The organism is Streptomyces sp. MMCC 100, from assembly GCF_041538145.2.
In the GTDB taxonomy this organism is placed as follows: domain Bacteria; phylum Actinomycetota; class Actinomycetes; order Streptomycetales; family Streptomycetaceae; genus Streptomyces.
On the sequence record NZ_JBGORK020000001.1, the window covers coordinates 6,304,000 to 6,325,332 of the forward strand.

Genomic DNA, 21,333 nt, shown 5'->3' on the forward strand with positions numbered 1-21,333 from the left:
CTCACGAGCATGGCAGGCTCGTACGAGCCGCCGCCGTACGGCTGTCGGGCATGCGGCCGCCGGCCGGCACCGCCTCGGCCGGCAACCGGTGCACGGCGGCCCGGGGGACAGGGCCCCTGATCGCGGCGGCCGCCATGTGGTCCGGGCCGTAGGGCACGTCGAGGACGCTCCAGCCCTGGGGTCGGGGCGGAGTGCCCGGGCCCTCGTCGCCCAGATACACAGCCGACGTCCAGCCGCCGACTCCCTCGCCCGTACCCTTCAGACACGCCTTCTTGCGGGCCCAGAGCCGGGCGAAGAGGGCCGGGCGGTCCCGGGCCGGGACGCCGGCTGACTCCCGCTCCTCCTCCGGGTGGAGCGCCGGCCGGCACAACTCCACCCGCTCCGGGCGCGGCATCCTTTCGATGTCGACTCCCACAGTTGCGCGGGCCACACCGACGAGCACCAGGCCCCGACTGTGCGGCAGCGAGAAGAACGGGGCGCCGGACCCGGCACAGGCCCGCACCGGTCGGCCGTGCGGTGCGGGCCTGTGCCGGGGCAGTCCGCACGTGTGAAGCTCAAGCCCCCCGCAGGCTGCCGGAGACGGTGTTCCAGCGGGCGGCGCAGCGCGATGTGCGCGGTGGTGTACAGAGCACGGTCGGCGGGCCGCCGGAAGGCCTTCGCGCGCTGCCGCTCGGACTCGTCGAGTTGGTCGAGGGGAAGCGGCAGCGCCCCGGGCGGGATCAGTAGCCACAGGTCCACCTGGTCGGCGCCCAGCGCGAGCCCGGTCATACCGACCGGCGGCGTACGTCGTCCAGCAGGATCGACTGCCGCAGGACGTCCGCGCGGGGCGCGGAACCGGCGCGCACGGCGGCGACGAAGGCGGTGACCGTGGCCGCGACCTGGTCGGCGGGGTCCAGCCGGATCTCTTCCGTGGTGCGCCCGTGCAGACCGATCACGGGCACGAGATCGGCCGGCGGGGTGAACGCCCGCTCCACCGTGATACGGCCCTCGCTGCCCCACAGCTCGTACCGCGAGACGTAGGCGTGCTCCATGCCGAACGTCAGATGCGCGGCCACTCCGCCGGGGGTGGCCAGCAGCGCGGCGCCCGACGTCTCGACCAGTCGCCCGGCGCCCCGGGTGAGCCGGGCGCCGACGACGTCGAGGGCGGGACCCAGGAAGTGCAGGGCGGCCCGCAGCGGGTACAGACCGACGTCCGCCAGCGCGCCCCCGCCGAGCTCCGGGTCGTAGCGGATGTCGCCGTCCGGGAGCGGGGGGACGGTGAATGCCGCGTGGAAGGCGCGGAGTTCACCGATCCGGCCCTCGCCGAGGAGACGCCGCACCACCTCGTGCCGGGGATGATGGACGAACATGACGTTCTCCATCAGCGCCACACCCTGCTTCGCGGCGAGGTCCAGAAGCCGCTCGGTGCTCTCCGGCTCCGTCGTCAGGGGCTTCTCGGCCAGCACGTGCTTGCCCGCGTGCAGCGCCGCCTCCACCCACGCCGCGTGCAGCGCGGCGGGCAGCGGCACGTACACCGCCTGCACGTCGTCGCGGTCGAGCAGTTCGGCGTAGCCCTGGACGGGACGGCAGCCGAAGCGCCCGGCGACCTCCTCGACTCGAGCCCGGTCGCGGCTGGCGACCGCGGCGACCTCCAGATCGGGGGATGCGGTGAACGCCGGCAGCATCCGCCGTACCGCGATGTCCGCGCAGCCGAGTACCCCGATGCGCACGGGCGCGCTCATCGGCTGCCCGCCGTGGTGGCGTTGAGGCAGGCCAGCAGTGTACGGGCCTGCACGTTGAGGTAGTGGCCGTGGCGAACCAGCCAGGTCAGCTGGTCGGGGCTGACCCAGGCGTAGCCGGGCGGCGGGTCGAGCGGGGCGTCCGCCTCGTCGGCATCGACGATCAGATACCGGCTCTCGGCGTTGAGGAACCGGCCCCCTTCCTCCGAGTGCACGGCCCCGTACCGGATCCGGTGCACCGGTGCCTCCAGCACGGTGTCGAGGAACAACGGGCGTTCCTTCTCCGCCAGATGAGCGTAATTGCCCGGCGTGTACTGGACCGTGGGGCCCAGCTCGATGGTGTCCAGGAAGCCGCCCTCGACGCGGGCGTGCACCAGCACATGGGGGATGCCGTCGAACACGCGAGTGAGGAAGGCGGTGACACCCAGGCCCACCGGCTCGAACAGCGGCTGGGTCCAGCTGGTGACCTCGCGGTTGCCGGCCTGCACGGCGACCGCGACGACCTTGAAGTAGCGCTCCGCCTCGTGCTCGATGGCCATCTCACCGCGCCGCCAGCCGGGCAGTCCGGCCAGCGGGACGCGCTCGGCGTGCACGTCGTGCCGTGCGCGCTCGCCGGTGATCCAGGACAGCAGATCGGCGTCGGAGTGCAGTGCGCGGGCCGCCCGCTGGGGGACGGGCAGGCAGGACAGGACCGTACGCGAGTCCATGTTGACGACATTGTCCCGGCGCAGCAGCTCCGCGATCTGGCCCAGGGTGAGCCAGCAGAAGTCGTCGAGCAGCGGTACGTCGCCGACCGCCTCCACGATCATGTTCCGGTTGGACTTGCGGAAGAACCACGAACCGTGTTCGGACTGCAGTACGTCCGCGACGATCCGGCCGCGGCCAGGACCGATGAAGTGCTCGATGTACTTCACGTCCGCACCCTGGTGGGCCTTGGTGTAGTTGCTGCGGGTGGCCTGCACGGTGGGGGACAGCTGCAGCAGGTTCGGGTTGCCGGGCTCCATCTTCGCCTGCATGAGGAAGTGCAGGACGCCGTCGAACTCCTTGGCCAGGATCCCCAGGATGCCGACCTCGGGCTGCTTGATCACGGGCTGGTGCCACTCGCCGTACGGGCCGTCGCCGTACGGCCCGTCCCGCTCGACGACGTGCAGGCCCTCGACCGTGAAGAACCGGCCGCTGCGGTGCACCAGGTTCCCCGTGGTCTCCTCGAACGACCAGCCGTCCAGGCCGGCGAAGGGGATCCGGTCCACTCGGAAGGCGTTGACGCGGCCCCGCTCGGCGAGCCAGTCGTCGAAGTCCGCGGTCGGCAGGTGGACGCCCCCGGCGGTGGCGGCCGACAGCGCGAGCCGGTCAGCCAACTGCGCGGCGCTGTCGCGGGGTTGAAGGGTCAGAGGCAGCATCGATGACAACTCCCCGTGTGGGATGGGTACGGGTCCGGTGTGTGCGGAAGACGCGACGTGCGGCTCATTCGACGTCGACGATGGTGAACAGACCCTTCTTGACGAGCTTGATGCCGTCGGTGGCGTCCTTCGACCAGGTGATCGCGGCGTACCGGGTCCGCTCCAGGGGCACCTGCACGACCGACGAGGTGCCCGTGGACAGGTGCAGGCTTCCCAGGCTGACCGATGTGAACGGGGAATTCGGCGGGAGGGTGCCGTCATCGGGCATGGCGTCGAAGTAGGCCTTGAGGTCGGCCTTGGTCGTACCCTCCTTGATCTGCGCGAAGAGCAGTTCGTTGACCTGTCCCGGGATCTCGTTCACGTACCGCAGGGGCCGGCCGGCGCGGAGCGTGCCGTGGACCTCGAAGCGGGGCCCGGCACCCGGCACGTTCTTCGACACGACCGTCGCGGTCGGGGTCAGGCCCTGGTCGACGGCGTCACCGGTGACGGTCAGCCGGCGGTAGCGCGGCTCGGCGTCGCCCGCCGCCAGGTAGTCGAACAGCAGGTAGGTGCCTGGATACAGGCGCTGGGTGAACGAACCGGGCTGACCGGGATGGATCACCAGCCCGCCCAGCAGGGTCGCGGTCTCGTCGAGGTCCTCAGCACCCTGGGGCACGTCGGAGGGCGTGTTGGACAACGCCCGGGACAGGGCGTTCAGGAAGTCGCCCCAGCCCTTGCCGTCCTTCAGCCGGGCCAGGCCGATCCAGCCCTTGCCCGGCTGCGTCGTCGAGGCGCGGAAGGTGGTCAGTCCGGGCCGGGTACTCGCCGGAGCGGTGAACCCCTCGGCGGTCGAGGAGAGTTCCACCGCGTGGCACGCCTCGGCGGTGCCGGCCGTTCTCGGCTCCGGCGCCACGGGGGACGGTGCCGCGAGGGCGGGCCCCTGCAGACCGGCCAGCAGCAGCGCGGCGCCGGTCAGCACGGTCGCCGAACGCGCCGTTCGCTTCGTCCTGTTGTGGCTGTCACGGTTCATCGAGGTCACCTCACTGGCCTCTCGGTGTCAGGCAGGCGCGGATGCGTCCGACGAAACGGACGCGGTGAAGTCGCCGAGGATCCGCCGGTAGTAGTCGGGGCCGAAGCCCATGTGCGCGACCTGCGGGACCAGGGCGCGCAGCTTCTCCGTAGAGATGACGTGCTGGCGGCCGCCGGTCTCGACGAAATCCCGGCGCGCCTCGATCCCGAGGGCCCGCGCGAGATGGTCGACGATGTCCTCCACCGGCACCGCGAAACCCGACGCCACGTTGACCGTCTCCGCCCGCAGATCCGTGGCGAGCAGATGGTCGACGACAGTGATGACGTCGCCCACGTCGATAAGGTCGCGGGCCGCGCCCCGGTGCACGCGGACCACTCCCTCCCTCAGCTGCCGCACCAGGGTGGGCAGCAACTGGTGCTCGGGCTGGTCGGGGCCGACCAGATGACCCAGCCGGAGGATGAGGTGGTCGGCGCCGGACTCGCGCAGCATGTCCTCGAGGGCGAGCTTGTGCGCGCCGTAGGGGGTGCAGGGCGTCACCGGGGAGTCCTCCCGGCCGGGCCCCTGAGCGAGTCCGTACATGCCGGTCGCCGCGGTGGAGAAGAACAGCAGCCGCCGGCCGGTGTCCAGGCACCGCTTCGCGACCTCGCGCAGCAGAGCAGCCTCGCGGGTGAAGTCCTCGTCGGAGGTACCGCTCGCCCACGACACCCCGGCCGCGAGCACCACGGTGTCCGGATGCCGTCCGGCCAGCGGGCGCAGGTTCCGCGCCAGGAAACCGGTTCCCACAATGTCCATACGTCGTCGTCCCGATCTCTGGAGGGGGAAGAGGGCCGAAGAAGTCAGGTCCGGCTCAGCCGCGCGCGGCCACGAACTCCTTGACCGAGGCGGTGACGTAGTCCAGCATCTCGTCGGTGAGCGCCGGGTAGACCCCGATCCAGAAGGTGTGCCCGGTGATGATGTCGCTGTTGGTCAGTTCGCCCACGACCCGGTGCGGCTGGTCGATGTAGGCCGGGTGCCGGGTCAGGTTGCCGGCGAACAGCCGGCGGGTACCGATCTTGCGGTCCTCCAGGAAGTCCACCAGCGCGGCGCGGCTGAACGGCGCCTCGGGGTCCACGGTGATTGCGAACCCGAACCAGCTGGGCTCGGAACGCGGCGTGGCCTCGGGCAGCAGCAGCCCCGGCACGCCGTCCAGACCCTCCCGAAGCCGCCGCCAGTTGCGCTGCCGGGCCTCGATGAAGGAGTCCAGCTTGGCCAGCTGGGTCAGACCGAGAGCGGCCTGGATGTCGGTCGCCTTCAGGTTGTAACCGACGTGCGAGAAGATGTATTTGTGGTCGTAGCCGGCCGGAAGGGTGCCCATCTGGTACTTGAACCGCTTCAGGCACCGGTCGTTCTCGCCCGGCTCGCACCAGCAGTCCCGGCCCCAGTCCCGCAGCGACTCCACGATCCGGGCCAGCGCCAGGTTGGACGTCAGGACGCACCCGCCCTCGCCCATCGTGAGGTGGTGCGCCGGGTAGAAACTGACGGTGGTCAGGTCGCCGAAGCTGCCGGTGAGCTTTCCGTCGTACAGCGAGCCGACCGCATCGCAGTTGTCCTCGATGAGGAAGAGGTCGTGGTCCTGGGCGAGCTGGGCGATCTCGGTGACTTCGAAGGGGTTGCCGAGCGCGTGCGCGATGATGATGGCCCGGGTCTTGGGACCGATCGCCGCGGCCACCCGTTCGGCGGTCGCGTTGTAGGTGGTGAGGTCCACGTCCACGAAGACCGGGACCAGGCCGTTCTGCAGGATCGGGTTGACCGTGGTCGGGAAGCCGGCCGCGACCGTGATCACCTCGTCGCCCGGCCTGAGCCGGCGGTCCTCCAGGACGTGCGAGGTCAGCGCCGACACGGCCAGCAGGTTCGCCGACGAACCGGAGTTCGTCAGGTGCGCCTTGCGCCGCTTGAGGCGCCGGGCGAACTGCGACTCGAACTTGCGGGAGCTGGTCCCGGCCGCGATGCGCATCTCCAGGGCGGCCTCCACCAGCGCCATCCGGTCCGTGTCCTCCAGGACTGCGCCGGACGGCCAGATCTCCGTCGTCCCCGGGACGAACTCGCGCCCCGGAGCGACCTCCCGGTGGTACTCGCGGACCTCTTCGAGGATCAGGTCCTTGCGGTCGCTCATGGTCGATTCCCTTCCTCGGCCGGTGAGCCGGCCGTGATGCCCAGTGGTGTGCCGAGCGGCGTGTGTACCGGCGGCAGTACGGATACGAGAAGGTCGCGCAGGGAGTCGTCGACGCTGCGCAGCGGGCGCCAGCCGAGCAGGCTCCGGGCGCGGGAGACGTCCAGGCACTGGCGGGCGACGTCGGTGCGCGAGGTCTGCGCCCCGGACGACTCGACGACCGGGACCTCCAGCCCGCTGAGCGCGATCATCCGGTCGATCAGGCCACGCATCGGGATCGCCTCGCCACGACCCACGTTGATCAACCGGCCGGTGACGGCCGTCCCGGGAACCGTGGCCGCGGCCAGTACCGCGCCGGTGACGTCGCCGACGTCCACCAGGTCGCGGGCCGCGCGCAGGGGCGGCAGGTGCAGCGCGTCGGCCTGCTCTCCGCGCGCGTCGGCCCGGGCCGCCTCGGCGAGATGGCCCGCCACTCGGCCGAAGAGACTGCCCTCGGGGACCCCGGCACCGATCACATTGGCGAGCCGCAGCACCACCCCGTCGACGCCCCGTTCCCGCGCGCCGCGCAGCACGGCTTGCGTCCCCTGGAGTTTGGTGCGGCCGTACGGCGTCACCGGGGCGGGCTCGTGGTCCTCACCGGTGGCGCCGTCCGGGGCACCGGCCCCGTACTCGTGGACGCTGCCGAGCTGGACCAGCCGTACCGGCGGACCGGGTAGCACGGCGAGTGCCGCGACGACCCGCTCCACGAGTGCGGCGTTGCCCGCGGCCATCTCGGCCTCGTCGGCCCGCCAGGCTCGGCCGGCCGCGTTGACCACCACATCGGCGCCGCACGCGGCGAGGGCCGCCGCGATCTCGTCCGGCGCCGCGCCGAGCAGGTCCAGGCGCGTGACCGTCACCCCGGCGGCGACGGTCGCACCGGAGGTGGCCGGTACGGCGCAGGCCGCCGGCCCGGGGCGGACCGGCGGGAGGGGAGCGGGTCGTGCGCCGGCCGCCGGTGCGGGACGCGGCGGGAGGGTCCAGGCGGGGTCGGGCTGCGCGGTCCGGGAGAACAGGTGCACCCGGGCGCCCTGTGCGGCGAACGCCGCACCGAGGTGACGGCCCAGAAAGCCGGTGCCGCCCAGGACCGCCACCGACAGCCCGGCCACCGGCCCGTGCTCAGGCTGCACGGCTGGTTCCGTGCTTGACGGCCTTCCACCAGTCGGGGTTGTCCCGGTACCAGGCGACCGTGTCCGCCAGGCCCTGCTCGAAGCTGATCCGCGGTGCGTAGCCGAGCTGACTGCGGATCTTGGACTCGTCGATCGAATAGCGCAGGTCGTGTGCCTTGCGGTCCGCGACCCGGCGGATCTTCTCCTCGCCCGCGCCGGTCAGTTCGAGCAGCTTCTGGGTCAGCCGGAGGTTGGTGTACTCGTTTCCACCGCCGATGTTGTAGATCTCGCCGGGCCGCCCCTCGTTGAGCACGAGATGGATGCCGCGGCAGTGGTCGGCCACGTGCAGCCACTCGCGGACGTTGCGCCCGTCGCCGTACAGCGGTACCTGGCGGCCCTCGAGAAGGTTCGTCACGAACAGCGGGATGACCTTCTCGGGGTGCTGGTACGGCCCGTAGTTGTTGGAGCAGCGGGTGATCGACAGGTCCACGCCGTGGGTGCGCCAGTACGCCCGCGCGACGAGGTCCGAGCCGGCCTTGGAGGCGGCGTAGGGGGAGTTGGGCGCCAGCGGCCACTCCTCCGTCCAGGAACCCTCCTCGATCGAGCCGTACACCTCGTCCGTGGACACGTGCACGACCCGCTCGATCCCGCTCTCCAGCACGGCGTCCAGCAGGGTCTGGGTGCCCAGCACGTTCGTGCGGAAGAACTCGCCGGCGCCCTCCAGGGACCGGTCGACGTGCGACTCGGCCGCGAAGTGGACCACGGCGTCATGGCCGGGCAGCAGTTCCCGCAGCAGGCCTCGGTCGCAGACGTCGCCGCGGACGAACACCAACCGCTCGTGCGAGGCGGGGAGGTTCTCGCGGTTGCCCGCGTAGGTCAGCTTGTCCAGGGCGGTGACCTGGGCGCCCTCCCAGCCGCTGTACTCGTCCGCCAGCAGGCTGCGCACGAAGTGCGAGCCGATGAAGCCGGCCGCTCCGGTGACCAGGATCCTCATGCCGCGACCTCCACTCGGGTGTGATCTCCGACGACCAGGCAGTAGTGGTCCGTGCCCCGGCCGGTGGTGCCCACGGATGCGGCGCGCCCGATGAGCGAGTTGCGCAGACCGCGGACGCCGGTCACCGACGCCTCGTCCAGGGCGATGGAGCCCTCCAGCCGGCTGTCCGTCACCAGGCAGTCCCGCCCGACGGAGGTGTGCGGACCGATGTGGCTGTCCTGCAGCACCGTGCCCGCGCCGATGATCGCCGGCCCCTCGACCCGGGACCGTACGACGCGAGCGCCCTCCTCGACCACGACCCGGCCGACGAGCACGCTGTCGGCGTCGACGTGCCCGTCGACGCGCGCGGTCAGGCCGTCCAGGAGGAAGCTGTTGCACTCCAGGACGTCCTCGACCTTCCCCGTGTCCTTCCAGTAACCCTCGTACCGGCTTGCGCGTACGTCCGCCCCGGAGGACACCAGCCACTGGATGGCGTCGGTGATCTCCAGCTCGCCGCGGGCGCTGGGCTCGATGGCCGCCACCGCCTCGTGGATGGCGGGGGTGAAGAAGTACACGCCGATCAGGGCGAGGTCGCTGCGCGGCTGCTGGGGCTTCTCCACCAGGCGCAGCACCTCGCCGTCGGCGCCGAGTTCGGCGACGCCGAAGGACCGCGGGTCGGCGACCTTGTGTACGACGACCTGCGCGGCCGGGCGGTGCCGGGTGAACTCCTCGGCGGTCGAGGCGACTCCGTCGGGCAGCATGTTGTCGCCCAGGTACATCACGAAGTCGTCGTCGCCGAGGAAGTCACGGGCGATGACCACGGTGTGGGCCAGTCCCCGCGGCGCGTCCTGCGCGATGTAGGTGATCCGCATGCCGAAGCGGGAGCCGTCACCGAGGACCGCCTCGATCTCGGGCCCCCGGTTGCCGACGACGACGCCGGCCTCGGTCACCCCCAGCTCCCTGATGGCGTCCAGCACATGCACCAGCACCGGGGTGTTGGCGATCGGGATGAGTTGTTTGGGCATCGAATAGCTGAAAGGCCGCAGGCGGGTACCGGACCCGCCTGCGAGCACCAGAGCCTTCATCGAGAGGTCCTCTCGGTTCGTGTGGTCATGCCAGCTGCCCCAGCGCGTCGACCACGCTCGCGGGCGAGGGCATGGCGGTGATCTCGTGGGCCAGCTCACGGGCCCGCTCGCCGTATCCGTTCTTGGTCAGCAGCTCCTGGCATGAGTCCGCGATCGCGTCGGCCGACTCCTCGCCGGGCAGCAGCGTGATCGCGGCTCCGTAGTCGGCGACGCGCTGCGCCGGCTTCTCCAGCACGGCGCCCTTGGGGATGAGCAGTTGGGGCACACCGGCGTTGAGCCCGGTCAGGGTGGAGACCCCGCCGGCGTGGTGCACCAGCAGGTCGCACGTGGGCGCCACCAGGTCCAGCGGCACCCATCCGACCCGGACGCCCGGCAGGCCGTCGCGCAGGGCGTCGGCGACCGGGTCCGGGGCGGCGACGATCAGTTCGACGTCCCAGGTGGCGACGTCCTTCGCGAGACCGCGCAGGAAGTCGAAGTTCTTGTCGTAGCTCTCCTTCGCGACCCGGCTTCCCGAGGTCACGAGGATCCGCCGACGCTCCCCTGTGGCGAACATCCAGTTTTCCAGGCGACGTTGGGCGTTCGCCGGGACATAGCGCATCGCCTGGGCCGCGGCGGCACCCGCAGGGCGCAGGCTCGGCGGGCAGATGTCCACGAACAGATCGGGGTCGGGCAGCCGGTCCAGGCCGAACGGCTTTAGTTCCGGCTGCAGTTCGGCATCGGCGCCCGGGTGGATTCCGTCGGCCTCGATGGCGTCCCAGGTCTGCCGGACATGCGGCACACCGAGGCGCAGGGCGAGTAGCGGCGCGACGTAGCTCATCGTGCCGCCGACGATCAGGTCGGGCCGCCAGGCGCGGCAGAACTCCAGCATCCGCGGCAGGCTCGAGGCGGCCATGCGGGCGAACCAGCGCCCGGTGAACAGCGCCTGCTCCACCGAACCGGAGGGGATCTGCTCGGGGTTGCCGTCCCGGTCCGCCGTGATGAAATGACGGATCGGCAGCTCGGTGGTCGCGATGCCCGGCAGTCCCGACGAGACGATGTGCGGCAGCATGTCGTCGTTCGCGGCCATGACCACCTGGTGGCCGTCGTTGCGGGCGGCGGTGGCCAACGGGGCCAGAGCGAACACGGTCGCCGGGCTGCCCGCGGCGACGAAGAGCATCCTCACGGTGTTCCTGCCTTGTCGAATCGGGGCAGCATGCCTGCCCGCACGGCCTCGGCGACGGTGGGCGCCTTGGCGTCCTTGTCCGAGATGAGAGGTGTTTGTGGGCAGTCCCAGGGGAGATCCAGTTCCGGGTCGAGCGGATTGATGTCGATCTGCGTGCCCGGCACGTACGTCGTGGACACGACGTAACAGATGCATGCGTCGTCGGTGAGCGCGAGGAACCCGTGGCCCACGCCCTCGGGTACGTAGACCGACCTGCCGGAGTCCGCGTCCAGCACATTGACCCGGTGCTCGCCGAAGGTCGGGGAGCCGATCCTCAGGTCCACCACGATGTCGCGCAGCGCGCCGCGCACGCAGGTGACGTACTTGGCCTGCCCCGGCGGGATGCGCACGCTGTGGATTCCGCGCAGTGTGTGGCGCTTCGAGACGGAATAGTTGATCTGCTGGGGCCGGAACGGGACATGGGTGACCTCCTCCAGCGCATCGCTGCGCATGGCCTCGTAGAACGTCCCGCGTGCGTCCGGGATCCGGTCGGGGGTGATCAGGTAGGTCCCGGGGAGGGTCAGGTCTTCGATGTGCACGGCGCGCCCGTCTCTCTTGGTTCTGCGGCTGCCAGGGCCAGGTGTTCCAGATCGGCGGCCACGGCGGCGGGGGAGGGCATCGCCGCCATCTCCGCGGCCAGGCGGCGCGCCGACTCGGCGTACCGCGGGTCGGAAAGCAGCTCGTCCAGGGCCTCGCCGACGACCCGCGGGTCGTCCTGCTGCGCGGCCGTGTCGAAGGACAGGCCCGCCCCGGTCGCGGCGAGCCGGTCACCCAGCGGGAAGTGGTCCGCCAGCTGGGGCAGTGCCAGCTGCGGCAGACCGAAGGCCGTCGCCGCCATCGCCGTCCCGGCGCCGCCGTGATGGACCATCGCGTCACAGGTCCCGAGGAACAGGTGCAGGGGCAGCGGGTCGACCGCCGTCACCCGGTCCGGCAGCGGCCCGATCGCGCTGCGGCAGGGCTCGGGCAGTGTCACGAGGATCTCGGCACCGGGCCGCGCGGCCAGGGCGTGCAGCACGCCACGCGCGAATCGTTCGCCGTGCAGGGCCAGGGTGTTGCCCAGCGATACGGCGACCCGCCGCCGCCCGGCCGCAGGGGCCCGGTCCGCCCGAACCCACGCCGGCACTTCGGCGCCGCCGCTGTACGGCACGTACCGGATCGGCACGCCCGGTTCTCCGTCCGGTGTCCGCAGGGACGGCGGGCACGGGTCGAGCAGTACGTCCGGGTCGGGCAGCCCGGCCAGGCCGAGCCTCTCGCACAGCTCCTGGAATTCAGGGCGGACGAAGCGCCGGGCCGGACCGGAGATGGCGTCCACCGTCCAGCGGTGGTGCACGACCGGCACACCCAGCCGCGCCCCCATGATCAGGGAGCAGTACTCCAGCGGGTCGGCGAGCACCAGCTCCGGTCGGTACGCCTCGGCCACCTCGGTGTAGCGGTCGAGCAACGCGGTGGCGTGCCCCCACCACAACCTGCCATAACCGCCGAGCAGTTCGGGGGCCGGCCGGGGTCGCGCCTGGAGCGGTCGCTGCCCCTCGGGCAGCCCCTTCAGCAGCATCGCGTTGACGTCGAACGACTTGCCCACACCGACCCCGGTGAGCCCGCAGGCCCGGACGGCGCCGAGCACATCGGGCTGGCCGAGGACGGTCACCTCGTGTCCGGCTGAACGCAGCGCCCACAGCAGCGGCACCATGGGCAGGAAGTGGGTTGGTACGGGCGTGGAAATCACCAGTACGCGCATCTGACGGGCAGTCCTCTCGGGGGTCAGCGGCGCTCGGCGGTGAGCCGTTCCAGCAGCGGAACGACGTCCTTCGGCGCGGGCGCGGCGAGCATCTCGTCGAACAGACGGCCGGCGCCCAGCTGGAACGACGGGTCCTCCAGAAGCCGGACGAGCTTCTTGTGCAGCCCGGTGACGTCGAGGGACTCGGGATCGGCGACCAGGCCCGCGCCCATCCGGGCCACATAGCGGGCCGTGACCATCTCGTCCCACATGACCAGCGGCATCACCAGCTGGGGCACCTGGAAGGCGACGGCGGAGGAGAAGGTGCCGCCCCCACCGTGGTGGATGATCGCGGAACTCGCCGGCAGCACCTGGTTGAGCGGCACGTACGGGAGCGCGCGGACGTTGCCGGGCAGGGCGCCGACGGCGTCCAGTTGCCGGCTGTTCAGCGTCGCGACGACCTCGATGTCCAGGGCGGACACCGACTCGAAGAACTCCCGCATCGGGAAGCCGCTGTACTTGCCGAAGATCTTGCGCCTGCTCACTCCCAGGGACAGCACCGCGCGGGGCCGTTCGGGACGCCCGTGCAGCCAGTCGGGCAGGGAGGCCGCGCCGGTGTACGGGACCCTTCGCACCGGAACGTACGTCAGGTCGAGCGGCGCGCGCATCCGGGACTGTGTCAGGTCAAGGGTCCACTGACCGAGCAGCATCTCGTCATCGAACTCCAGCCCGTAGCGCTCCAGCATCGGACCGAACCAGCTCAGCCAGGGGTGCTCGGACAACTCCGAAGCGGGGTCGGCCAGTTCCCTCTTCGTGCGTTCGTGGATCACGGCGATGTTGTCCATGCCCCAGACCAGGCGGGCGTGCGCGGCACCGCTGACCCGCGCGGCGATCGGGGCGGGGAACATCAGCGGGTCCCACAGCACGAGGTCGGGTCGCCAGGAGCGCGCGAAGTCGACCAGGTTGTCCAGCACGGGCCGATGACCGCCCGGTTGCTCCGGCTCCGGGTAGTGCAGCCGGAACATCCCGGTGAGGATCGAGCGGGCCGAGCGCCAGGCCCCGGTCTCCTCGGGCTCGTGGGCGTCGAAACCGAGGGAGGGGCGGTCGGGTCTGGCGTCGCCGGTGTGCGGTCCCAGGGCGGCCGGCAACTCCTCGGGCGTGCCCAGCGGTACGGCCGTGAGGCCGGCCGCGCCGATGTTCGCGATCACCCCGGGATCCACCACACCGGCGTGACTCGCCACGACGACCTCGTGCCCGGCGCTCTGCAACGCCCAGGCCAGCGGCACGACCGGATACAGATGTGCCGTCGCCGGAAAGATGGTGAACAGAACACGCATCGTTGATCTCCGTTCGCGTTCGTGCGCGTGGGTGTGTCGGGCCGCGGCGCTGCCGGGCGTGCGGGTGCGCAGGATGTGCGGGTCGTACAACCGGACGTCCCGGAGGGCGCCCCCCGTTATGTTCTTCGCGGTCCTGCAAGAGGGCCGCTGGCCTCCGGGCCCGGCATGGCTGGTCCCCCCTGTCGGACCGATGACCTGGGGGGTGGTGCCACCGGGCCCGAGAGGCGCCGTTGGNTCACGCTGATCTGCGGGATGACGCCGGACGCCCTGGTGTTGCGCTGGAAGATGCCGCCGTATCCGGCGAGCGCGCTGACGCCTTCCTGGATACGGGCGCCGGCGCCGTCGTTCAGCGACACCAGCGGGGCACCGGCCGCGATGGCCATGTCCATGATCTTGTGGATCTTCGTGGCGTGGGCCTCGCCCAGCGCACCGCCGAAGATCCGGAAGTCGTGGGCGTAGACGAAGACCGTGCGGCCCTCGACCGTGCCCCAGCCGGTGATGACACCGTCGGTGTACGGCTTCTTGGTCTCCAGGCCGAACCCGGTCGCCCGGTGCCGCCGCAGCTGCTCGACCTCGCGGAAGGAGCCCGCGTCCAGGAGCAGCTCGATCCGCTCACGCGCCGTCAGCTTGCCCTTGGCGTGCTGCGCCGCCGTCGCCTTCTCGCTCGGTCCGGCCAGCGCCTGCGCACGGATCTCGTGCAGCTCGGCCACTCGCCCCCGCGCGTCCGTCGGCTCACCCGGCGCCTCATCCAAAACGGTCATGTAGCGACTCTACGAAGCCGACCAAGGAATGCGAGCCGTCGACTCCGTACAGTCTCCGGCCCGTTTTCCTGGTAGCACTGAACAGAACCCCCATCCCATGCAGCCTTTTCGACTGCTCAGGGGGCCTCAGGCTTGTAGGGGTCGCACAAAGCCGTCAGCTGAGAGTCACCTCACATTCATGGGTGGTACATACCACCCCTGGGGTGACGCGGAGGTGCAGTCGGCGGCCCGTCGCGAGGATCTCGATCGTCTCGTCGGCCCGCGGCACGGCTCTCACCGGCTGGTCCCAGATGATCTCCAGGGGCTCTCCCGTGCGCGGCGGTTCGCTCACGCAGAGCGTAGCCGAGCGCCCCCTGCGGCGGACCAGCACACTCGCCCCGGCCGTCGCGGTGAGCGGGCCCGCCGTGCCGGCCCGCCAGAAGTTGGCGGCCGTGACACCGAGGGAGGGGACGGCCAGTGCCTGGCGGTGGCCGTCGTTGGCGAGGACCTTCAGCCAGCGGCGGTCGGCGGCCCGGCGGGCCACGGCTCCCCGGGAGGCGCCGGGCATGACGGCGTAGACGTAGTCGGCGTCGGCCGGGTCCGTGCCGTGGTCCAGCCAGAGGGTCTGCCAGCGCCGGGTGCGGCGCTCGGTCGTGCTGGTGGTGTTGATGTCGGACCAGGCGCCGGTGCGGTCCTCGCGCAGGGTCCGCAGGCCGCCCTCGGGCACGATCCAGCCGCCGTGGCCCTCCAGGTGGGCCCAGTGCCGGCCGCGTACGAGGGCCTGGGTGCCGCCCTCCCCCAGGTTGCGGTTGTCGACGACCGTCTCGACCGGGACGCCGTCGGCGCACGTGATGCCGGCACCGAGGCAGACCACCGCGTCGTCGAGGAAGAACCAGGACTTGCGCGCCTCGAGGGTGGAGCCGAGGCCCTTGAGGTGCTGGCCGACGGCCGCGTACTCGCCGTCGGTCGTGCCGCCGACCCAGCGCACGTCCGGTTTGGGCTCGCCCCATTCGCCGCCCGCGCGGTCGGGCAGGCGCTGGGTGGAGACGGTGGTGCCGGGCAGCCGGTACCAGTCGACGGTCGGCCAGAACCAGTCTGTGTACTGGTCGGACCGGTCGGACCGGTCGGACCGGTCGGACCGGCCGGACGCGGCCCCGTTCGCCCACCAGGTGAGCATCCCCGCGCCGGTGTGCCAGCCGCGCGGGTTCTCGCCGTTGCCGCACTCGTAGTGGGCGATGCGGTCACTGGCCATGGCGAGGCCCGCGGTGAAGGCGGGGCGGCGGTGGACGGCGCGGTCCATCGCGGCGAAGAGGTGGTGCCCGGTGGGTTCGGGGGCGGCCTCGCCCGGTGCGTCGGCGATCGCGTGCAGCCGGGCCAGGTCGGCGACCGGGAACTCCGGTGCCGTGAGGACCGGGGTGACGGTGTCCCGTTCGATCCACCCCTTGATCCGGGCGTACCAGCGCTCCCGCTCGGCGTCGCTCGCGCCGCCCGCGAGGACCGCCATGGCGGCGACGAGCTGCCGGCCGTGGAAGTGGTCGCTGCGCATGACGTGCAGGTCGTCGCTCTTGAGGTAACCCCGGCTGATCGCACGGCCGTTGACGACGTCCATGACCAGGCCATCGTGGATCAGGGGGGCGTAGGCGTGCTCGACGCTGTCGAGGATGATCTGCCGGGCCGGATCCGTCACCGCCCACTCCGAGCCGGCAAGGAGGGTGAACAGCCGGCCCAGTCCGTCCAGCATGACCTGGCCGTACGTCCCCGAGTAGGCGATCCAGGTGTGCTGGACGAACGAGCCGTCGGCGTGGAGCCCGTCGCCCTCGGTGACGTACGGGAAGACCGGCGAGAGGGCGTCGCGGGCCAGGGCGATCTTGGCGGGGGCCCGGCCCAGGATGCCGCGCAGGGCGACGGAGCGGCACAGGTCGACGCGGTTGGCACCGGTGGAGGTGCCGGAGTAGTCGGCGAGCATCGCGTCGGGAACGAAGTGGTCGACGGCTGCACAGGCGGCCGCGACGCGGTCGGTGCCGAGGTGGTCGTAGAGGGCGGCCGTGATGTCCATCAGGAGGCGGGGGCTGCCGATCTGCCATTCCCACCAGTTGCCGTAGCGGGCGGTGCCGGGGTTGTAGACGGTGGCCGAGAGGTGGTCGAGGCCGCGCAGGATGTCGGCGAGGAGGGCGGGGTCGCCGGTGGAGCCGGTGCCCTCCTGGACGTACGCCTCGGCCATCGTCCACAGGCGGCCGTAGGCGAAGGTGATGCCGGCGGGCGGATCGAAGGGGTGGCCGGGCCACAGGGAGGTGGGGGTGGGGGCCATGGTGGCGCGGTGGTCGCGGGCGCGTTCGCCGGTCTCGGCGAGGCGGGAGGCGTACGGCTCGGCCGCCGGGTCGTAGCCGGCGCCGAGGGCGATCTCGAGCCAGCGCCGGCGGAGGGCGTCGTAGGGGTCGGCCGCCGCTGCCGCGGGACGGGGGACGGCCGTGAGGGTGGCGGCCAGGGCCGCCGCGAGCAGGACCGCGCGGCGGGTGGGGGCGGTGGGGCGCTCTGGGGTCATGCTCATGCCGTCTATCACGCCGGGGGCGGAAGGGGAACGGTGCCGCAGAACGTGCGGTGCGGGTGGTTGATGGCGGAGCGGAATAGCTCTAGAGTCGAAACCGTTGGACTGGTTGAACATTCAACTTCAAGGACCTTCCCCGGAGGACACCATGACCACCACCCCCGACGTCTCCACGCTGACCGGCGACTACACCGTCGACCCCGCCCACACGACGATCGGCTTCACCGCTCGCCACGCGATGGTCACCAACGTCAAGGGCAAGTTCCTCGACTTCACCGGCACGCTGCACCTGGACGGCACCGACCCGTCCCGCTCCACGGCGTCCCTGGACATCACGATGGACAGCATCGACACGGGCTCCCCCGACCGTGACGGCCACCTGAAGAGCTCGGACTTCTTCAACACGGGCGAGTACCCGACGATGACCTTCCGCTCCACCAAGGCGGAGTCCCTGGGCGGCGACGACTACCGCATCACCGGTGACCTGTCGATCCTCGGCACCACCAAGCCGCTCACCATCGACCTGGAGTTCAACGGCGCCGCCAAGGACCCGTTCGGCAACGAGCGCGTCGGCTTCGAGGGCAAGGCGGAGATCAAGCGCTCGGAGTGGGGGCTCACCTGGAACGCGGCCCTGGAGACGGGCGGCGTGCTGGTCTCCGACAAGATCAAGCTGAACTTCGACATCTCGGCGATCAGGCAGGCCTGACGTCCCGCGCCCCCTCGGGGGCGCCGAAGTCCACGTCGGCGGCGGCCCGGACCCGGATACGACGGCCGGGCCAGCCGATCATGCGGTAGATGGCGTTGTACTGCGCGATCGAGCGGTCCGCCGGAACGAGGTCGGTGTCCGCCCCGGTCCGCACCGAGGTGGTGTGCCCGTCGGCGACGACGACCAGGTCGTAGCCCCGGCTCAACGCCTGCCGCGCCGTGGTGTCCACGCAGACCTCCGTGGCGAACCCGGTCACGATCACCTCGGTGACGCCGTGCGCCTTCAGGATCGCGTCGAGGTCGGTGTCCAGGAAGCTGTCCGGGGTCGTCTTGTCCACGACCGGCTCCCCCTCCCGTGGGGCCAGCTCGGTGACGACCTGCCAGCCCTCGGTCCCGGGGACCATGCCCGCGTCCTGCTGCCGCACGGTCACCACCGGCACCCCGGCCGCCCGGGCCCGCTCGCTCAGTCCGGCGATCGCGGCGACCGTCTCGGCGGCCCGGTGCGCCATGGCGACCGTGGTGTTCTGCATGTCGATGACGAGGAGCGCGGTGGTGGGTGGCATGTGCTCACCGTAGCGGGGCGCCCCGTCCGCGCGCCGCCCGTTTCACCTGCCCAGCAGCTCCCGAACCTGGTCGAGGGCGGTACCGAAGGGATCGGGGACGACCCCCACCCCGTGGGCGACCAGCGCCCCCTCGTGAAGCAGCATCAGCGTCCGCGCCAGCCGGTCCGCGCCGGCCGCGTCGATCTCCCGGGCCAGGCCGGTGAACAGGTCGAGCATCCACCGCTTCTGGCCGGTGATGACCGGGTACGCCGGATGGGCCGGATCGCTGATCTCCGCATATGCGTTGATCATGCTGCAGCCCTTGGTCCCGTACCGGGCCGACCAGGCGCGCGACGCCTCGAAGACGGCCGCCACACGGGCGGCGGGCGCCTCCCCCGCCGCCTCCAGCCGTCCGGCGAGCAGCTCCCGCCAGCGCTCGTCGCGCCCGGCCAGGTACTCCACGACGATCTGCTCCTTCGAGCCGAAGCGGTCGTAGAGCGTCTTCTTGGTCACCCCGGCCTCGGCGGCGATGCGATCCACGCCGACGGCATGGATGCCGTGCTCGTAGAACAGCCGCTCGGCGGCCTCCAGCACCCGTCGCGCGCCGGGCGTCATCCGGATGCGGCGCGGTTTGTCTTCCTCACCCATGCCCACAAGTATACCGGTCTGTATAGTGGGCACCCGAGGCGAGTAAACCGATCTGTCTACTCTGGATGGGGTCGACATGAACGTCCTGCTCTCGGCCGCCTTCGTACTGTGCTGGAGCTCCGGCTTCATCGGCGCCAAGCTCGGTGCGGAGACCGCGGCCACCCCCACCCTCCTGATGTGGCGTTTCCTGCCGCTCGCCATGGCCCTGATCGCCGCGGCGGCCGTCTCCCGGACGGCCTGGCGGGGCCTGACGCTCCGGAGCGCCGGCCGGCAGATCGCCATCGGCGCACTGTCGCAGAGCGGCTATCTGCTCAGCGTCTACTACGCGATCGAGCTGGGTGTCTCCAGCGGCACCACCGCCCTGATCGACGGCGTCCAGCCGCTCGTCGCCGGCGCGCTCGCCGGTCCCCTGCTGCGGCAGTACGTCTCGCGCGGGCAGTGGCTCGGACTGTGGCTCGGCCTGTCGGGCGTGGCCACGGTAACGGTCGCCGACGCCGGGGCGGCGGGTGCGGAGGTGGCCTGGTGGGCGTATCTCGTCCCGTTCTTCGGCATGCTGTCGCTGGTGGCGGCCACGTTCCTGGAGGGCCGTACACGGGTTCCGGTCGCGCCCCGCGTCGCCCTGACGATCCACTGTGCGACCAGCGCCGTCCTCTTTTCCGGCCTGGCCCTGGGCGTCGGGGCGGCGGCACCGCCCGCGGGGTCCCCGTTCTGGCTGGCGACCGCCTGGCTGGTGGTGCTGCCGACCTTCGGCGGTTACGGGTTGTACTGGCTGATCCTGCGCCGGTCCGGGATCACCGAGGTCAACACCCTCATGTTCCTCATGGCCCCGGTCACGGCCGTGTGGGGTGCCCTCATGTTCGGTGAGCCCTTCGGCGTCCAGACCGCTCTCGGCCTGGCGGTCGGCCTCGCGGCCGTGGTCGTCGTCCGGCGCGGGGCCGGCGCGAACCGCAGGCGGCGGCCCGTGCGGTCCGGCGCGGACCGTCCGGCGGTCGCGAGGCCGACGGCGGCCGGGCGCTGACGCCCGCCGCGCGCCTCAGAAGCCGCCGCCGAAGTCCCCTCCTCCGCCGAAGCCGCCGCCACCGCCGAAGTCGCCGCCGCCGAAGCCGCCCCCGAAGTCGCCGGGGTCGAAGTCACCGCCCGAGACGTCGCCGCCCTCGTAACCGCCGAAGTCTCCGTATCCCGTGCCGTAGCCGGCTCCGTAGGCGGGGCCCGCCATCACGCTGCCCAGCATGGTGCCGACCAGCAGGCCGGGCAGGATGCCGCCGCCGAAGTAGCCGCCCGCCCAGGGGCCGTAGGCCGGGCCCGCGTCCCAGTAGGGGCGGCGGCCGTACTCGGTGTCCACCTCGCGGATCATCGGGTCCCGTCCGTCGGACAGCCGGGCCTGGTCGGCCGCGCAGACCGGGACCTGGCGGGTCGTGCCGCCCGGCGGGGTCCAGGTGGCGTCGGCGACCGAAGGGCCGTGGCGCGGGTCGAAGAAGCAGGGCGGACGGCGTTCGGGCAGCGGCCTGCCCTCACGGCGGGCGGCGAGCTGCGCGAGCGAGAAGCGGCCGTCCTCCACCGCCTGGGTCACGGCCCGCACGTCCTCCGGCTTGCGGGCGTCCGCCATGTACGTCTTCGCCTGCTCGTAGGCGTCGAGTGCGCGTTCGTAGTCGGCCCGCATGGCGTCGTCGGCGCCCGGTTCCGCCGGGTGGAAGTCCAGTCGGTCCAGTTCCTCACCGAACGCCGTGATGTCCTCGTCGACCACCACCCGCAGCCGCTCCAGCGACTCCCGCTGCTCCTCCTCGCGGCGGTGGCGGTTGCGCCGGGAGAGCGCGTAGACGCCCGCGCCGCCGATCACCACCACCGCACCGGCGGTGATCAGGGCGCCCGTGGGCGCGGACGTGCCGCCGGAGTCCCAGGAGGAGGGAGCGGAGCCGCGCACGCTGCGCAGCGCGTCGTCGACGAAGTCGTTCAGCTGGGCCTTGGGATCGCCCGCGCCCTGCACCGCGGTGACCAGGTTCTGCACGCCCTGGCGGCTCAGCACGCTGCTGTCGGCGCGCGCGTCGAAGCGGTCGCCGAGGCGGACGCCGTACAGACCGGTGATGCCGGTCTCGGTGCGGAGGTTCTGGAAGAGGTTCTCGGTCGGGTAGCCGGCCGGGAGGACCGCGACGAAGACGGGTTCGCCCGCGTCCTCGATCTTGTCGGCGAGCGCGTCCGCGTCGGACTTGGACAGCAGGCCGGAGGCGTCCGGGTCCACGTACACGGGACTCTCGCGCAGGGCGGCGCCGATCTCGGAGACGTCGGTCTGCGCCTGGGCGCCCGGCGCACCGGACGCACCGGCCATCAGCACCGCCAGCGCGGCGACGACCGGCGCGACCAGGAGACGTATGAGGACTCGCATACGAACGCCACTCATACATTCGGCGTACCCGAAGGAACCTCA

The 21,333-nt window shown here is 71.7% G+C and carries 19 protein-coding genes and 1 pseudogene; 2 read left to right on the forward strand and 18 right to left on the reverse strand.

The genetic code is table 11. The features are described from left to right. Position 1: 1 nt before the first annotated feature. The 15 genes and pseudogenes from ABS735_RS29070 to ABS735_RS29140 form a co-directional block, all read right to left on the reverse strand. On the reverse strand, positions 2 to 430 hold the full coding sequence (locus ABS735_RS29070; protein ID WP_373906593.1) for a 4'-phosphopantetheinyl transferase family protein: 429 nt from the start codon (positions 428 to 430) through the stop codon (positions 2 to 4). 334 nt (positions 431 to 764) lie between these two features. Continuing rightward, on the reverse strand, positions 765 to 1,721 hold the full coding sequence (locus ABS735_RS29075) for a Gfo/Idh/MocA family protein (RefSeq protein WP_373906594.1): 957 nt from the start codon (positions 1,719 to 1,721) through the stop codon (positions 765 to 767). Beyond that, positions 1,718 to 3,118 (reverse strand): NDP-hexose 2,3-dehydratase family protein, encoded by a 1,401-nt coding sequence (locus ABS735_RS29080; protein WP_373906595.1) that lies wholly within the window; start codon positions 3,116 to 3,118, stop codon positions 1,718 to 1,720. The genes ABS735_RS29075 and ABS735_RS29080 overlap by 4 nt, the downstream gene beginning before the upstream one ends. 64 nt (positions 3,119 to 3,182) lie before the next feature. Continuing rightward, a complete protein-coding gene (locus ABS735_RS29085; protein WP_373906596.1) occupies positions 3,183 to 4,127 on the reverse strand; it encodes a hypothetical protein in 945 nt (314 codons plus the stop codon). A gap of 27 nt (positions 4,128 to 4,154) precedes the next feature. Next, positions 4,155 to 4,919 (reverse strand): NAD-dependent epimerase/dehydratase family protein, encoded by a 765-nt coding sequence (locus ABS735_RS29090; protein WP_373906597.1) that lies wholly within the window; start codon positions 4,917 to 4,919, stop codon positions 4,155 to 4,157. Positions 4,920 to 4,974: 55 nt separating this feature from the next. Next, positions 4,975 to 6,279: a lipopolysaccharide biosynthesis protein RfbH gene (rfbH, locus tag ABS735_RS29095; RefSeq protein ID WP_373906598.1), complete on the reverse strand. Its 1,305-nt coding sequence runs from the start codon at positions 6,277 to 6,279 to the stop codon at positions 4,975 to 4,977. Further along, positions 6,276 to 7,442: an NAD-dependent epimerase/dehydratase family protein gene (locus tag ABS735_RS29100; protein WP_373906599.1), complete on the reverse strand. Its 1,167-nt coding sequence runs from the start codon at positions 7,440 to 7,442 to the stop codon at positions 6,276 to 6,278. The genes rfbH and ABS735_RS29100 overlap by 4 nt, the downstream gene beginning before the upstream one ends. Beyond that, positions 7,432 to 8,415, reverse strand: coding sequence for a dTDP-glucose 4,6-dehydratase (gene rfbB, locus ABS735_RS29105; RefSeq protein WP_373906600.1), 984 nt, complete (start codon positions 8,413 to 8,415; stop codon positions 7,432 to 7,434). Before rfbB ends, ABS735_RS29100 begins: the two co-directional genes overlap by 11 nt. Next, positions 8,412 to 9,479: a glucose-1-phosphate thymidylyltransferase gene (locus ABS735_RS29110; protein ID WP_373906601.1), complete on the reverse strand. Its 1,068-nt coding sequence runs from the start codon at positions 9,477 to 9,479 to the stop codon at positions 8,412 to 8,414. Before ABS735_RS29110 ends, rfbB begins: the two co-directional genes overlap by 4 nt. Before the next feature lie 25 nt (positions 9,480 to 9,504). Further along, positions 9,505 to 10,635 (reverse strand): nucleotide disphospho-sugar-binding domain-containing protein, encoded by a 1,131-nt coding sequence (locus ABS735_RS29115; protein WP_373906605.1) that lies wholly within the window; start codon positions 10,633 to 10,635, stop codon positions 9,505 to 9,507. 2 nt (positions 10,636 to 10,637) lie between these two features. Next, the gene (locus ABS735_RS29120; protein ID WP_373906602.1) at positions 10,638 to 11,219 is read right to left on the reverse strand and encodes a dTDP-4-dehydrorhamnose 3,5-epimerase family protein; all 582 of its coding nucleotides are present in this window, start codon (positions 11,217 to 11,219) and stop codon (positions 10,638 to 10,640) included. After that, a complete protein-coding gene (locus tag ABS735_RS29125) occupies positions 11,201 to 12,415 on the reverse strand; it encodes a nucleotide disphospho-sugar-binding domain-containing protein (protein ID WP_373906603.1) in 1,215 nt (404 codons plus the stop codon). Before ABS735_RS29125 ends, ABS735_RS29120 begins: the two co-directional genes overlap by 19 nt. A gap of 23 nt (positions 12,416 to 12,438) precedes the next feature. Beyond that, positions 12,439 to 13,731: a nucleotide disphospho-sugar-binding domain-containing protein gene (locus ABS735_RS29130; protein WP_373906604.1), complete on the reverse strand. Its 1,293-nt coding sequence runs from the start codon at positions 13,729 to 13,731 to the stop codon at positions 12,439 to 12,441. A gap of 197 nt (positions 13,732 to 13,928) precedes the next feature. Continuing rightward, a pseudogene (locus ABS735_RS29135) lies at positions 13,929 to 14,492 on the reverse strand (carboxyl transferase domain-containing protein); the annotation flags it as partial. A gap of 154 nt (positions 14,493 to 14,646) precedes the next feature. Beyond that, positions 14,647 to 17,013, reverse strand: a complete 2,367-nt coding sequence (locus ABS735_RS29140; RefSeq protein ID WP_373904515.1) for a polysaccharide lyase 8 family protein — start codon at positions 17,011 to 17,013, stop codon at positions 14,647 to 14,649. 151 nt (positions 17,014 to 17,164) lie between these two features. Here ABS735_RS29140 and ABS735_RS29145 point away from each other — a divergent pair, with 151 nt between their 5' ends. Further along, positions 17,165 to 17,722, forward strand: coding sequence for a YceI family protein (locus ABS735_RS29145; RefSeq protein WP_373904427.1), 558 nt, complete (start codon positions 17,165 to 17,167; stop codon positions 17,720 to 17,722). Here the strand turns inward: ABS735_RS29145 and ABS735_RS29150 are convergent. Together ABS735_RS29150 and ABS735_RS29155 are read right to left on the reverse strand one after the other, a co-directional pair. Next, on the reverse strand, positions 17,709 to 18,284 hold the full coding sequence (locus ABS735_RS29150; protein ID WP_373904428.1) for a cysteine hydrolase family protein: 576 nt from the start codon (positions 18,282 to 18,284) through the stop codon (positions 17,709 to 17,711). The genes ABS735_RS29145 and ABS735_RS29150 overlap by 14 nt on opposite strands. 42 nt (positions 18,285 to 18,326) lie before the next feature. Then, on the reverse strand, positions 18,327 to 18,911 hold the full coding sequence (locus tag ABS735_RS29155; RefSeq protein WP_373904429.1) for a TetR/AcrR family transcriptional regulator: 585 nt from the start codon (positions 18,909 to 18,911) through the stop codon (positions 18,327 to 18,329). 76 nt (positions 18,912 to 18,987) lie between these two features. On the opposite strand from ABS735_RS29155, the gene ABS735_RS29160 reads away from it, so the two are divergent. Further along, positions 18,988 to 19,929 (forward strand): DMT family transporter, encoded by a 942-nt coding sequence (locus tag ABS735_RS29160; RefSeq protein WP_373904430.1) that lies wholly within the window; start codon positions 18,988 to 18,990, stop codon positions 19,927 to 19,929. 15 nt (positions 19,930 to 19,944) lie between these two features. On the opposite strand, the gene ABS735_RS29165 is transcribed toward ABS735_RS29160, so the two are convergent. Then, on the reverse strand, positions 19,945 to 21,306 hold the full coding sequence (locus ABS735_RS29165; protein WP_373904431.1) for a hypothetical protein: 1,362 nt from the start codon (positions 21,304 to 21,306) through the stop codon (positions 19,945 to 19,947). Positions 21,307 to 21,333: the final 27 nt, after the last annotated feature.